Source organism: Marinobacter salinexigens (genome assembly GCF_008370345.1).
Lineage (GTDB): Bacteria > Pseudomonadota > Gammaproteobacteria > Pseudomonadales > Oleiphilaceae > Marinobacter > Marinobacter salinexigens.
Map to the genome: position 1 here is coordinate 56,348 of NZ_VTUU01000015.1, position 13,541 is coordinate 69,888.

Sequence of the window (13,541 nt, forward strand, 5' to 3'; positions counted from 1 at the left end):
CTCAGGCACTTTCCGCGACAGCAGGTGTATCTGTTCTGGCCTTTTCAATAACCCGGCACTGGCTCGCTGCCAGGGACAGGACATCGATGGCTTTCGGACGCGGGAAGGTCACCCTCCATGCCAGAGCTACCGTGCGGTAAGGCACCGGAGAGGCAAAGGGACGGACCGCTAGAATATCCTCATGGTATTGCATGGCAGTCGCCGCAGACAGTGGCAGCACTGTGATACCCAACCCCGAGGCGACCATGTGCCGAATGGTTTCAAGGGAGCTACCCTCGGTAACCAGAGACGGCGAGCCAACATCCGAACGCTTGGTAATGGCTTCCACCAGAGGAGGACAAGACTCCAGAACCTGATCCCGGAAGCAGTGGCCCGGGCCGAGAAGCAACAGCTGTTCTTTTGCCAGTTCGTCGGCCGTCAGTTGCTCTTTTTCTGCAAGTGGATGACCAGCGGGTAACAGCACCACAAACGGCTCGTCGTACAATGGCATGGTCACCACTTCCGGCTCTTCAAACGGCAGCGCGATGATGATGGCATCCAGCTCCGACTGGCGCAGCTTCTGGCGCAGGCTAGCCGTATAGTTCTCCTCTATGTAGAGGGGCATTTCCGGCGCAGCCCGACGCAGCTCGGGCAAAAGATGCGGAAACAGGTAGGGACCAATGGTGTAGATGGCTCCGACCTTCAAGGGTGAGTTCAGCTGGTTTTTGCCATCCTGAGCAAGATCCTTTATCAGCCCGACCTGATCCAGCACCCGCTGCGCCTGTTCGACAATGCGCAGCCCGGTTTCCGTAACCCGTATACTGCTTTTGCTGCGCTCAAACAGGGGAATGCCCAGCTCATCCTCAAGCTTTTTGACAGCGACACTCAAAGTCGGCTGACTGACGTGACAGCGCTCAGCTGCACGGCCAAAATGCCTTTCACGGGCAAGCGTAACGACGTATCGTAACTCGGTAAGCGTCATGGTGAGCTCCGGTCGGTAGGTGCTGGTCGAAGTATCACTAATTTATGAGGTTAAGGATAAGGATTGATATTGTCTATGGCAATGACTGATAGCAAAGACCGGCCCCGAATTCTTGTTGCCGGCTGCGGCAAGCTCGGCGGAGCAATTGCAAGCCAGTTGAAGGAAGCTGCGGAGGTCTTCGGGCTTCGGCGTCAGGCTGATAAGGTGCCTGCAGGCGTACAGGGAGTTTCAGCCGACCTGACCCGCCCCGACACACTGGCCGGCACACTGCCATCAAACCTCGACATCATCATTTACTGCCTCACCCCCTCAAGCTATGACGAGCAGGGCTACCGGGATGCCTATGTAAACGGGCTCAGGAATCTTCTCGACTCCCTCAGGCAACCGTCCCTGAAGCGCCTGTTTTTTATCAGCAGCACCAGCGTTTACGCACAGGATGATGACAGCTGGGTGGATGAAAGCAGCCCGGCCCATCCCGCCCGCTTCAGCGGAGAACAGATTCTGGCAGGCGAAGAAGTCGCCCTCTCCAGCGTACATCCCGCCACTATCGTTCGTTTCAGCGGCATCTATGGTCCCTCACGACGCCGTTTTCTGGAAGAAGTGATTGAAGGCCGGATGAATCCACTGGCGCCAGCGCCCTACAGCAACAGAATCCACGAAGAAGATGCCGCTGCCATCATTGAGCACCTGGCGCTGAAAGCCATCGCAGGCGAAACCCTTGAGTCACGGTATATTGGCACCGACTGCGAACCCGTGCGACTGGACGAGGTAGTGAACTGGGTACGCGGGCAGATTCCCTGTGCTGCTCCGGCGGACAATGCACGCACCGGAGGCCGTGCGGGGAGTAAACGATGCAGCAATCAGCGACTGCTGGACAGTGGATTCCGCTTCCGGTATCCCGACTTCCGTTCGGGCTATCGGGCGATAATTGAAGAATTACGATAGCGGGAAAACACGAAAGGCGGCCAAGGCCGCCTTTCTTTGCTAATGCTTCCAGGTTAATGGTTCCAGCCTCAGCTGAGCACCATCACCGCTTCCATCTCAATGGGCACACCCTTCGGAAGGGCAGCGACACCGACCGCGGCACGGGCCGGGTATGGTTCCTGGAAGTAGGTCGCCATGATCTCATTTACCGTGGCAAAGTTAGCCAGGTCAGTCATGTAGATATTGAGTTTCACGATATCTTTCAGCTCTCCCCCAGCCGCCTCACAAACGGCCTTGAGGTTTTCGAAGACCTGACGGGTCTTGGCTGAGAAGTCTCCGGCAACGATTTCCATGGTTTCAGGCACCAGCGGAATCTGGCCAGACAGGTAAACAGTGTCACCAGCTTTAACAGCTTGCGAATAGGTGCCGATCGCCTGAGGGGCATTTTCGGTCTGGATAACGGACTTGTTGGTCATGTCCCGTAATTTCCTCTGTTTCAAAACGCCAATCCTCACCCCTTGGCGCCACCACTGTCAACCAGCCGATAGTCGATCAGTTGCGAACCCTGCCAATGTAGGTGACTGCCTTGATATTACGTATCCGGCGCATAACCCGAGCCAGGTGACGACGCCCGTTCACGTGCAGAACAAGGCTCACGACGCCAAATTTGGCGTTCTGGTCCTCAACATTGATCCGTTCGATATTGCCATCTGCCATGGCAACCGCATTGGCAACTTCGGCAATCACACCCCGCTGACGTTCCAGCTCCACACGTAACTCAACCGAGAACTCATCGGTGATGTCCTTGGCCCATTTCAGGTGAGTCAGCCGCGCCCGGCCCTCTCGATCCTCGGGCAAACGACTGCAGCTGTCTGAGTGGATAACCATGCCATTGCCGGAATCCATCACACCGACCACCGGGTCTCCCGGAATCGGTTTACAGCAACTGCCGAACCGCACCAGAAGACCTTCGGTGCCCCGAATGGTGACAGGACTGCCCTCGCCACCGCGGATGTCCTGAATGGTTTCCGGCTCTTCCTGATTTTCGGCCCCGCTCACCAACTGGCGTGCCACCAGATAGGCCATCCGGTTGCCCAAACCAATATCACTGACCAGATCATCCAGGCTGTTGACCTGATTGTGTTTGACCACCGCCTCAATCTGGGACTCACTGATATCAGCCAGCCGCGCCCCAAAGCCCTTCAGAGACTTCTTCAGCAGGGTTTTGCCCAGCTCCAGAGATTCGGTACGCTTCTGGCCCTTGAGCACATGACGGATACTGCTACGAGCCTTGCCTGTGACCACAAAACTCAACCATGCCGGGTTCGGCCGGGCACCAGGAGCAGTAATCACCTCTACTGTCTGACCACTCTGTAGAGGCTGACTCAGAGAGCCGAGGTTACGGTTGATACGGCAAGCCACCGTTGCGTTGCCGATATCGGTATGAATAGCGTAGGCAAAATCCACCGGTGTCGCACCGCTGGGCAACTCCATGATCTTGCCCTTGGGCGTAAAGACGTATATTTCATCGGGGAACAGATCAACCTTCACATGCTCGATAAACTCCAGCGAGTCATCGGCCCGTTCCCGCATTTCCATCAGCCCTTTCACCCAGCGATCCACCCTCGCCTGGTTGGCAGTGGTAACGCTGCTGGGTTCATTCTTGTACATCCAGTGCGCGGCAATACCGTTGTTCGCGATGTGCTCCATTTCTTCCGTGCGGATCTGGATCTCAATGTTCACATGCATGCCGAACAACGTGGTGTGCAAAGATTGATAGCCATTGGCCTTGGGCATGGCAATGTAATCTTTAAAGCGCCCGGGCAGTGGTTTGTAGAGGCTATGGACGGCGCCAAGGATACGGTAACAGTCATCCTCGGTATCGGTGATAATTCGGAAGGCGTATACATCCATAATTTCATGGAAGGATTTCTGTTTGAACTTCATCTTGTTGTAGATGCTGTTCAGGTGCTTTTCGCGGCCCAGAATCCGGCCAGGCAGGCCACGTTCTTCCAGTTTTTCCTGCAGCTTGCCACGAATTTCTTCAATAATTTCCCGATGGCTGCCCCGGAGTTTTTCCACAGCTTTGGAGATGTACCGGGAACGCATCGGAAACAAGGATGAAAACCCCAGGTCTTCCAGTTCGGTACAGATGGAGTGCATGCCAAGACGGTTGGCAATGGGGGCATAAATATCGAGGGTTTCTGTAGCAATGCGCTGACGCTTTTCATAGGGCATGGGGCCCAGCGTACGCATATTGTGGAGTCGGTCTGCCAGCTTTACCAGAATCACCCGAATATCCCGGGCCATGGCCAGCGTCATTTTCTGAAAATTTTCCGCCTGGGCCTCAGCCCGAGAGCGGAACTCAATCTGGGTCAGCTTACTGACCCCATCAACCAGTTCCGCTACGTCGTCCCCGAACTGCTCGGCGAGCGCGTCCTTGGGGATTCCGGTATCTTCGATCACGTCGTGAAGCATGGCCGCCATCAGACTCTGATGGTCCAGCCGAAGTTCGGCCAGAATGCCTGCCACCGCCAGCGGATGGGTAATGTAGCGATCCCCGCTCTTACGCATTTGCCCTTCGTGGGCCTGTTCGGCGTAATAGTAGGCCCGTCGCACCTGATTGATGCGATTGGTATCCAGATAGGTACTCAGCTCTTTTGCCAGCCCTTCAACCGTAGCCTCTACTGACACCGCGCCTCCACGTCTCGACAAAATTCAGGGACAAAAAAACCCGAATGCTCGCATCCGGGTCCTTCCATAGTCCTTCCAGCAACGTTCTATAGATACACTATAAAACCGCAAGGACAGATTTCAATGCTTGTCACACAGGCATAGGTAGATATCCTGCCCGGTGATCAATCCTCGTCGTCTTCATTGAGAAGATCGCGAGTGACTTTGCCCTCAGCAATTTCGCGCAGGGCGATAACTGTCGGCTTGTCGTTTTCCTCTGGCAGCATCGGCTCCGCGCCTTTGGTTGCGATCTGGCGAGCACGTTTGGTAGCCAGCATCACCAACTGGAAGCGGTTATCAACGTTTTCCAGACAATCTTCAACGGTAACTCGTGCCATAACTTCCCCGAAAATAAAAATGACTGATTCAGCAGACCGCGTAGTTTACTGCGGCCGGCTCAATTTGTATACAGAAAAACCAGGAATCAGCCCTGATTCGACAGCCCGGCCAGCACCGCGCTATGTCTTGCCTGCTGAACCTGCATTCTCAGGCGCTGTGTGCGGGTAATGGCCAGGAGATCAGCCAGAGCAACTTCAAACTGATCATTCACCACGAGGTAATCAAACTCCCCCGCATGGCGGCACTCTTCTGCTGCTTCCGCCAACCGCCGCTCGACCACCTCAGGCGCATCCGTGCCTCGGCCCGTCAAACGCTCCCGAAGGATCGACGCCGAGGGGGGAACGATGAAGATGCTGACACACTCAGGCATCAACCGACGAACCTGTTCGGCGCCCTGCCAATCGATTTCGAGAATCACATCACGGCCTGTCGCCAGGGTTTCCCGAACCCAGACATGGGACGTGCCGTAATAGTTGCCAAAAACATCGGCATGCTCAAGAAAATCGCCACGACCAATCATGACCTCAAACTCGTCACGACTGACAAAATGGTAGTTTACGCCGTTCTGTTCACCTTCTCGCATGGGGCGGGTAGTGTGGGAAACAGAAACACCCAGCGTTTCATCACTACGCAACATTTCGGCCACAAGGCTGGTTTTGCCCGCCCCTGATGGCGCGGAAATGACAAATAGGGTTCCCTGTACTGCAGCCTGACTCATTGCTCAAATACTCCGAACTAACTGGGTGGCCAGCGGGCTGGCCCGGAAAGTCGGGAATTATACGGAGTTTACCCTTTCCCCGCATCCCGACCTGGCCCGGAGCCAGAGATCAGAGAGTTCCCAACAAATATACCAGGCCACGCCCAAGGGTGGCTCGCCAGTGGAAATAGTCATGACCGGCGCTGAACTCTTCCAGCCTGACCGGATACCCTTTAACCCGAAGAATCTGCTCAAGTTGGCGGTTGGCGTTGAGGATGCCGCTTTCGCCAAAATCCGTCTCAAAACGCCCCGCACTGAGGTAAAAATGCAGAGGTAATCTGGGCGACTCCACAAATCTCTCATTCAGCCATTCAGGGCGTTCATCTTCGGGCGGGCTCCACCAGAATGAACCTGACTGACTCAAGACCAGACCAAACTGATCCGGATACCGGAAAGCCGTGCATGCGGCTGCGAGCCCGCCAAAGCTGGCTCCTGCCAACAGAGTCGTCCCGCCGGAAAAGCTGAACCCGGTCCTATCCGACACAAAGGGAAGTAACTCCAGCGCCATAAAGTCAGCAAAGTCCTCATTGCAGGGCAATTCGCTGTTTCTTGCCCGGCGATCCGGGTTACTGACGAATACCGCCACGACAGGCGGAATGTCTCCGGCCCTGATCAGATGATCCAGTATCCGGGGAGCGGGCACTTTGCTCAGATAATCGTCACCATCAAAAAAGATGGCCAACGGCACACGGCCATCCCCGGCTACACCCACCCCCTCCGGCACCCATATCGCCACGTTACGGGTATTGCCCAGACGCTCGCTGTGGAGCTGGAACCGGAACGGTTCAGTAACAGCGCCCTGCCCAGCCAGAAGATGGTCGGAAGGCGCATTTTCCAACTCCAGCACCGAGCGAACACTGTAGATATCGCTGCTCCCTGTCGGAGACCAATAGTCCGGGTTTTCAGGGTCCCGCTGAGCGGTCGCCAGAATCGCAACCCGCTGCTCTCGGGCCGAACCATCCACCTGCGGCACATCCGGCGCCAGCAGGTAGCTCATGCGGGTATCGTCCGGCATGACATAGCTGCGAAACCAGATATCGGTATTGGCGAGCCGGAACAGCGGATCATGCTCATAGCCTGGCCCGCCGAAAAGCAGCACCCGATCCTTTGCTCCCCGCCAAAGGAAAGTGACCAGGCGCTGCATTGGCTCCAGCTGCCCATCCGGCAGATCCTCAGCAGACTCAATCACCGGGGTTCCCGATGCGATCAGCCTGTTCCATACCTCATCAGCCGACTTACCATTGATCAGCGCTTCATGTGCTCGTTGAATGAACGGGCTCATCATCTCCGGAGTACGAACCGCACTCGCCGTGAGCAGGGGAACCGTTTCCAGATCAAGCTGCACTTCATCCACTGGGTTCGCGGCCCGGACGACCAACCGATAGTCTCCTGGCGCTGGCGCCGCAAAATAAATCCAGGCTTCCTTATCCCCCGTCCCGGCTACATGCCGGACAAGACCCTCCTGATTCATGAAAGCGGCTTCAATGGCCGCCTTACTTTTCAGGTGCCCGCGGATGTACTCTCCCTTTTCAAGTTTCAGGTTGACAGTAAACGCCTCCCCGGACGGCACTGTGAACCGCTTTTCAATGATTACCCGGGGCTGTCCCGCATACGCACACAACGCTACCAGCATCATCGCCGCCACAGAGATAACTCGTGCCATCAAACCGCCTTCCCTGTTCCGCAGCATCAGAAGTCGTAGCTCATACCCACAAAGACACTGCGTCCGAGTACGTTGCCGTAGTAATCGTCGTCGGCATCCTCAGTGAGGTCCACGTTGGTGAGATTGTTTACACCGCCGCGCAGCGCCAGAGCCGGTGTAACCTGAGAATTCACGGAAAGATCGAACAGGGTATAGGCAGACTGATCGTCTCCGTCGTAGTTGACCTGTTCGCCAAAATAGTCGGCTCCCAGCCGAATCCCCGTAGATGAGACGACCTGCCAGTTCAAACCCGCATTGAGCTTGTGGCGCGGCCGATAGGCAATCTCGTCTTCTCCGTTCTCTTCCGTGTCCTGATAGGTATAGGCGCCGTCAAAACTGAGGCCAAAACCCATGTCCACGCTACCTTCGAGCTCCACTCCCTGAATTTCCACCTCATTCAGGTTTACCCAGGACCGTGGATCACGGATGGCAACAATCATGTCTTCCACATCGGAGCGGAAGGCCACAGCACTCATCCGCCAGGCGGGCCGGCTCACTTCAAAGCCCAGCTCATAGTTTGTGCTGGTTTCCGGCACAAGATCCGGGTTGCCCGGGATGAAACAGGAACCGCCGCAACTGACCACCTGATATTCTTCAATGATCTGGTGAGGCGCCGGAGCCTTATATGCCTTGGCAACACCACCCTTGAGAGACAGACTGTCGTTGAGCTGGTAAACGAGGTAACCACGGGGCGTGAACTCGCCATCAAAGTCTTCATGGTCGTCGTAGCGGCCACCCAGGGTCAGCGTCAACCGATCCGTCAGGAACCACTCGTCCTGAAGATAGACGCCTTTGATCAGCGCGCTGGCTTCTCCGGTTTCTGAGAACGCCACCTTATCTGCCACCGTCTGGTCGCGAACCTCAAAGCCCGCAGTCAGCCCATGATCACCCCAGATAACGCTGCCGCTTCCCGCCGCCGTGAGGGTTTTTTCTTCCAGATAACGTTGTTGAGGATCGGGATAGCGGGAGTTGAGGTCATCGATTTCGCCATCCTCGTAATTGACATTCAGACGTGTACTACCCCAGGCCCAGTCGCCCTCATGAGTCACACCATAGGTTTCCCTGTTTATTTCCTGGCCACGGTAGTCCGGGCCTGCGCTGTATATGCCGTACGGGCGCTCATCGTGGTTTACCCGCACATCAGCGATCAGTGTCTGGCGATTATCGATGTCCCAACTGACGGACCCGGAAAGGTTACGAGCTTTCTTTTCTTCCTGCCCCGGCACGTCGTCGCCTTCATTTGTGAACCAGGCATCCCGGTCATAAACCTCACCACTCAAACGGACGTACACGTCCTCTGCCACCGCCCCGGAGGTTGAAAGGTTGGTTCGCCAGCGGTTGCCATCCTCCCCTTCCAGAACCGCCTCATAACTGGCGTCGATACTGGTCACCCACTCGGCCGTTCCTTTCTTGGTAATGATATTGATGACACCGCCCATGGCGTCGGCACCGTAGAGGGACGACATCGGACCACGGACAATCTCTATGCGCTCGATGCTGGAACGGGGAATGGAGCTGAAGTCAAAATCGCCCCCTCGCCAGAGTGCGTTGGAGGAAGACACTCTGCGGCCATCCACCAGCACCAGCGTATAGCTGCCCGGAAGACCTCGGATCTGCAACTCATCCCGTCCGCTGGGATCGGTGAGATTCACGACGCCTGCACTTTTTCCTATCAGGTCTGCCACAGTTTGCGATGGGTTCTCCCGGATCGAATCTTCATCAATCACCGTGGTGAAAGCCGGTGCGCTCATCTGCGTGTGCTCGGTTCCTGAGGCAGTAACCACCAATGCATCCAGCTCCTGAACTTCGGCAAACGCTGAGGAATGAACAAGCATCATTGCAGAGGCCAGCGACGACAGCGAAAAGAACTCCCGGGACATATCAACTTCCTTTTAACGATCACCCATGACGGGCAGACAGGTCAGAGATTCGGGCCCGACTATGCGAGGCCGAACCAATTAATTGACCGTAATACTAATCATTATCATTATTAAACGCAATAAGTGAGGAAGGGAGAAGAGATGGGAGGTAAAGGAAAGACACAAAAAAGCCAGCTGCTGATCGCAGCTGGCTCCATCAACACCCGTCAACACATTTCAGGACGGGACTGGGGACACCCAGAGAAATCACATTACTCCAGGTTCTGAACCTGCTCATTGAGTAGCGGCATAGACCCTAACAAACTCAATGATTTACCGAAAAGAAACCGTTCAAAAATGCCTGTTTGCCCACCAAACTGCCCACCACTTGCCTATGGCTTTTACTAAATCTTAGTGGTTAGCAATGGAAAAACAGTGCCGTTTTTATGCTGCTGTTAGAGCTAAAACATAGCAGTTTTGAAGGGCTTTATCGAGCATGATTTCCGTCAACATAGCTTTGCCATTTTTTCACTGGTTCTACACGATAGTAATGAGTCAGCAGAAAGCTCACTTAGCCTGAAGTGGATATTATAGTGTCCATTTTAATAGAAATAAGCCCAATATGGATACTATGGTATCCAAGAGAGATAAGACTGAGTGTCGAATGGTAAGCATCAGGTCTACAAATTGTTATCCCTAAGGTAACTTTGTGTAGACCTTCGGGGCTAGGCAACGCGCTTTTACCACCTCTTTGGTAAATACTGCGTGAAATACAAAGGCATCACGATATTGGTTTGTTCTAACGCTGAAGAGCCTTGTGTACCCGTTAACTTAAAGGTTTTATTTGGAGTACATTTTTCAACGTAGGATGCCAACGATTTTGCTCTTGTACGTTTACCACTTTTGACTTCCACAGGGATGATATCGCCTTCATCGGTCGCCAAAATAAATTCGATTTCGGCGCGGGCGTCATTCCATGAATAGCTTGGGTCAACGCCAATAGCTGTGAGCTCTTGTTGCACAAAGTTTTCAGCCACATAGCCTTTGTATTCATAGTTTTGTTGCTTAATCTCTTTATAACTGCTGCCCAGCATATGGTTGAGCAGGCCCACATCAAACAGAAATAGTTTAACCATATTGTCTTTTTTATAGGCCGCCAACGGAGATTTCGGTAATCCTTCAATAGGGTAGTTTGGCAAAGCTAAGCGGCAGCAGTTAAGCCAATGGATCGCGGTTTCAAAATCGCTATAACGAGATTTACGCTCATGCACATGCTTAAATTTAAAGCGTTTAACTGACTCATCGCTGACAAGTGATAGCTGGGCTGGAATGCTATTAAACACCGATTCAATCAGTGTGGCATCGACCTTGCCCGCGTACTTACCGAAATCGCGGCGATAACCTTCAACTAAATCGGCATGAATTTTTGTGACTTTTTCAACACGCTCTAGAATGCTTGAATCCTTAAACTGATACCAAGCAGAAACGGCTTCCGGCATACCACCGGTAAAAAAATAGTCGGTTAGTTTATCCATCAATTTAGTGTGCACCGCCGGTGTGCTTGCTTGACTATCAAATGCTTTGATCAGTGCTTGCTCGTTGGATGCGTAAATAAATTCTTGGAAGGTCAGTGGTCGTAAATCGTATTGTTCTACCTTGCCCACAGGGAAGGTGTTGAGCAAACCAATATTTGAACCGCTGGCTGCGACAAAATAGGACGGTGCTTTTTCGGCAAAATACTTCAGCGAAGTTACGGCTCGTTCACATTCGCCAATTTCATCTAATATCAGCAAGTCGGTGTCTGGATTGAACGCTTGGTTGGTTAACAACTCAATGTTCATTACTAGCTCGTCAGGTGACAACGAGCCATCGAACGCTTCTTTGTAAGCTGGGTTTTCAAGGAAGTCGATACGAAGGATGTTGGCAAAGGTTTTCCCAAACAACTCTTGCAGTAGATAGGTTTTACCTGTTTGTCTTGCGCCATCGATCAATAATGGCTTGCGCACAGGTTGATTTTTCCATGCTATTAGGGCGTTGAGTAAGTTGCGCTGCATTGTCATTTCCCGCCAATTAAGACTGTTAACTGCCTGTAGTATAACTCAGTTTACACTTTTACGCGCAGAAAAGTGTGGAATTTTACATTTTTATGCGCATAAAAGTGTTATGGCGTTATCGTTGGGCAAGGCTTTCCCTTTTGAGATGGCTTTGGGCACTTACCCTTTGGACATCTGGGGCAGTCTGGGCAAAGCCTTAGTTCACGCCACTTAGGCACACACTAACCCTGCCCACAGAGCATTTATTGTTTTGGGCACTATCTACAAACTGGGGCAGCTAGCTACTTGTACCCTCAGAAAGCTGCACGATCTGGGCATTTATCTGCCTACTGCGTCCGATTAGTACTGGCAAACTCCTAACTGAACTTAACAGATCAGTGAGGAAGCAAACGATGAACCCAACCACACAATCACCCACAAACTCAGTACACCCAGCGCGTCAGCAGCGGATTTTGCGCTTGCCCGAGGTAAAGGCCAAAACAGGCTTTGGCCGCAGTACCATTTATGCCCTGATGGCCAGCGGTGAATTTCCACGTTCCATTCGTATTGGTGCGCGTGCCGTGGGCTGGTTAGAAAGCGATATCGACCAGTGGATTGAAACCCGCCGTATCGGTGCTGCTTATGGCCGTGGATAAACCATCTGCATTAAACCAATTATCTGCCAGTGATATGCCTAGCAACGAGCCAAAATTACCAGCTGGTTTTGCCTATAACGCGCAAAACTGGCTGGTGATGCAACCGGCTGGGCAAGATAGCCCAGTTAAAATCTGCTCTTGGTTGCAAGTAGCTGCTCGTACTCGCGATCCGCAAGGGGACAACTACGGCTATTTATTGCACTGGTTAGACGATGACAATCGCCATCGCTACTGGGCCATGCCAGCAGAACTATTGGCCGGAGACGGCAGCGAGTACCGTCGGATATTACTTAGCCGAGGCATGCGGCTGAGTAACAGTGTCAAAGCGCGGCAGTTGCTCTCGCTGTTTATTCAACAAATGGGCGAACTGGCTACGCAAAAGGCCATTAGCGTGAACTGCATTGGCTGGCATCACCACGCTTATGTGCATCCGCGCCTCACCTTTTACCCAAGCGAACACAACAACCCGCGCATGGTGCTGCAAACCATGCACCCGATAGAAGGCTTTATTCAACAAGGTAGTAGTGACAGTTGGCGGCAGCACGTTGGCCGTTATTGTCTGGATAACCCGCTATTGATTGTTGGTGTCTGCGCTGCGCTGGCCGCGCCTTTGTTGCACTTGTGCGGAGTGGATGGTTTTGGTTTACACCTCTATGGTGCCAGCAGTACTGGTAAAACCGCAGCGCTGTATCCGGCATTATCGGTGTGGGGCGAACCTAATCAATTGCGCCATAGTTGGCGTGCCACGGCCAACGGTTTAGAAGGCACAGCATTAGCGCATAACGATGCCTTGCTGGCGCTCGATGAAATGGGCGAAGTTGACCCAAAAGAGGCAGGTGATGTCGCTTACATGCTTGCCAATGGCCAAGGTAAAACCCGTGCAGGCAAATACGGTGAAATGCGCTTACCCGCCCGTTGGCGCTTGGTGTTTTTATCCACTGGCGAAGTGACGCTTGAAAGCCATCTTGCCAGTATCGGCAAGCGCGTAAAAGCTGGCCAGCAAGTGCGAGTGATTGATCTCAGTGCCGATGCTGGTGCGCAAATGGGCGTGTTTAACCAGAGTCATGGTATGAACGCCGCCGATTTAGCCGATCACCTAAAACAGCAAAGTCGCCAACATTACGGCAGTTTGGCCTTGGACTGGTTACGGTATTTAACGCAGCACAGCGCGCAGGTGCGACCCGTTTTTCAAAACGTACGCCAACGTTTTTTAGCTAGCTTACCAACCGAGGCTGACGGCCAAGTGCGCCGAGTAGCCGAAAAGTTTGCCTTACTTGCTAGCGCAGGCCTGTTAGCCATTCAAGCCAAAGTGCTCGATTGGCCAGCCCAAAGTGTCGAAGCCACCTGCTTAAATCAGCTTAACCAATGGATACTCGCCCGCGGTGGTGTGGCCGCCAATGAAGACCAACAAGCCATTCGCCAAGTGCGCAGCTGTAGTTGCCCCCGCTAAACCGGACACCACCTCATTCGTTTGATGCCAGTTCCGCCCGGTACTCCCAGGGCGATTTCATTTTCAGCCCCTTGTGCGGGTGGCTGCGGTTATAGTCCTCGATCCATTCCGGCAACCGGGCCATCAC

At 53.5% G+C, this 13,541-nt stretch carries 12 protein-coding genes; 3 read left to right on the forward strand and 9 right to left on the reverse strand.

What is annotated here, in order from left to right; genetic code table 11:
• Position 1: 1 nt before the first annotated feature.
• Positions 2 to 961, reverse strand: coding sequence for a hydrogen peroxide-inducible genes activator (locus tag FWJ25_RS18530; protein WP_149601754.1), 960 nt, complete (start codon positions 959 to 961; stop codon positions 2 to 4).
• 75 nt (positions 962 to 1,036) lie between these two features.
• Here FWJ25_RS18530 and FWJ25_RS18535 point away from each other — a divergent pair, with 75 nt between their 5' ends.
• Entirely contained in the window at positions 1,037 to 1,906 is an 870-nt protein-coding gene (locus tag FWJ25_RS18535; protein WP_149601755.1) for an NAD-dependent epimerase/dehydratase family protein, read from the forward strand.
• A gap of 68 nt (positions 1,907 to 1,974) precedes the next feature.
• Here FWJ25_RS18535 and FWJ25_RS18540 read toward each other — a convergent pair whose 3' ends face one another.
• From FWJ25_RS18540 to FWJ25_RS18570, 7 genes are all read right to left on the reverse strand, one after another.
• Entirely contained in the window at positions 1,975 to 2,361 is a 387-nt protein-coding gene (locus FWJ25_RS18540; RefSeq protein ID WP_149601756.1) for a RidA family protein, read from the reverse strand.
• Between the two features lie 76 nt (positions 2,362 to 2,437).
• A complete protein-coding gene (locus tag FWJ25_RS18545) occupies positions 2,438 to 4,579 on the reverse strand; it encodes a RelA/SpoT family protein (protein ID WP_149601757.1) in 2,142 nt (713 codons plus the stop codon).
• Between the two features lie 164 nt (positions 4,580 to 4,743).
• On the reverse strand, positions 4,744 to 4,956 hold the full coding sequence (gene rpoZ, locus FWJ25_RS18550) for a DNA-directed RNA polymerase subunit omega (RefSeq protein ID WP_149601758.1): 213 nt from the start codon (positions 4,954 to 4,956) through the stop codon (positions 4,744 to 4,746).
• A gap of 86 nt (positions 4,957 to 5,042) precedes the next feature.
• Positions 5,043 to 5,675 (reverse strand): guanylate kinase, encoded by a 633-nt coding sequence (gmk, locus tag FWJ25_RS18555; RefSeq protein ID WP_149601759.1) that lies wholly within the window; start codon positions 5,673 to 5,675, stop codon positions 5,043 to 5,045.
• 109 nt (positions 5,676 to 5,784) lie between these two features.
• A complete protein-coding gene (locus tag FWJ25_RS18560; RefSeq protein WP_188093671.1) occupies positions 5,785 to 7,377 on the reverse strand; it encodes an alpha/beta hydrolase-fold protein in 1,593 nt (530 codons plus the stop codon).
• Positions 7,378 to 7,403: 26 nt separating this feature from the next.
• The gene (locus tag FWJ25_RS18565; RefSeq protein WP_149601761.1) at positions 7,404 to 9,296 is read right to left on the reverse strand and encodes a TonB-dependent receptor plug domain-containing protein; all 1,893 of its coding nucleotides are present in this window, start codon (positions 9,294 to 9,296) and stop codon (positions 7,404 to 7,406) included.
• A gap of 719 nt (positions 9,297 to 10,015) precedes the next feature.
• On the reverse strand, positions 10,016 to 11,329 hold the full coding sequence (locus FWJ25_RS18570; protein ID WP_149601762.1) for an ATP-binding protein: 1,314 nt from the start codon (positions 11,327 to 11,329) through the stop codon (positions 10,016 to 10,018).
• A 392-nt stretch (positions 11,330 to 11,721) separates the two neighbouring features.
• On the opposite strand from FWJ25_RS18570, the gene FWJ25_RS18575 reads away from it, so the two are divergent.
• The gene (locus tag FWJ25_RS18575) at positions 11,722 to 11,964 is read left to right on the forward strand and encodes a helix-turn-helix transcriptional regulator (protein WP_031214901.1); all 243 of its coding nucleotides are present in this window, start codon (positions 11,722 to 11,724) and stop codon (positions 11,962 to 11,964) included.
• The gene (locus FWJ25_RS18580) at positions 11,951 to 13,414 is read left to right on the forward strand and encodes a DUF927 domain-containing protein (RefSeq protein WP_246166893.1); all 1,464 of its coding nucleotides are present in this window, start codon (positions 11,951 to 11,953) and stop codon (positions 13,412 to 13,414) included. Before FWJ25_RS18575 ends, FWJ25_RS18580 begins: the two co-directional genes overlap by 14 nt.
• A gap of 13 nt (positions 13,415 to 13,427) precedes the next feature.
• On the opposite strand, the gene FWJ25_RS18585 is transcribed toward FWJ25_RS18580, so the two are convergent.
• A partial coding sequence (locus tag FWJ25_RS18585) for an integrase core domain-containing protein (RefSeq protein WP_149600398.1) occupies positions 13,428 to 13,541 on the reverse strand: 114 nt, incomplete at its 5' end.

What these genes read in the sequence shown, in the direction of transcription:
- FWJ25_RS18530 (WP_149601754.1), bottom strand. Translation starts at nt 961, where the DNA reads ATGACGCTTACCGAGTTACGATACGTCGTTACGCTTGCCCGTGAAAGG.
- FWJ25_RS18535 (WP_149601755.1), top strand. Translation starts at nt 1,037, where the DNA reads ATGGCAATGACTGATAGCAAAGACCGGCCCCGAATTCTTGTTGCCGGC.
- FWJ25_RS18540 (WP_149601756.1), bottom strand. Translation starts at nt 2,361, where the DNA reads ATGACCAACAAGTCCGTTATCCAGACCGAAAATGCCCCTCAGGCGATC.
- rpoZ (WP_149601758.1), bottom strand. Translation starts at nt 4,956, where the DNA reads ATGGCACGAGTTACCGTTGAAGATTGTCTGGAAAACGTTGATAACCGC.
- gmk (WP_149601759.1), bottom strand. Translation starts at nt 5,675, where the DNA reads ATGAGTCAGGCTGCAGTACAGGGAACCCTATTTGTCATTTCCGCGCCA.
- FWJ25_RS18560 (WP_188093671.1), bottom strand. Translation starts at nt 7,377, where the DNA reads ATGGCACGAGTTATCTCTGTGGCGGCGATGATGCTGGTAGCGTTGTGT.
- FWJ25_RS18565 (WP_149601761.1), bottom strand. Translation starts at nt 9,296, where the DNA reads ATGTCCCGGGAGTTCTTTTCGCTGTCGTCGCTGGCCTCTGCAATGATG.
- FWJ25_RS18570 (WP_149601762.1), bottom strand. Translation starts at nt 11,329, where the DNA reads ATGCAGCGCAACTTACTCAACGCCCTAATAGCATGGAAAAATCAACCT.
- FWJ25_RS18575 (WP_031214901.1), top strand. Translation starts at nt 11,722, where the DNA reads ATGAACCCAACCACACAATCACCCACAAACTCAGTACACCCAGCGCGT.
- FWJ25_RS18580 (WP_246166893.1), top strand. Translation starts at nt 11,951, where the DNA reads ATGGCCGTGGATAAACCATCTGCATTAAACCAATTATCTGCCAGTGAT.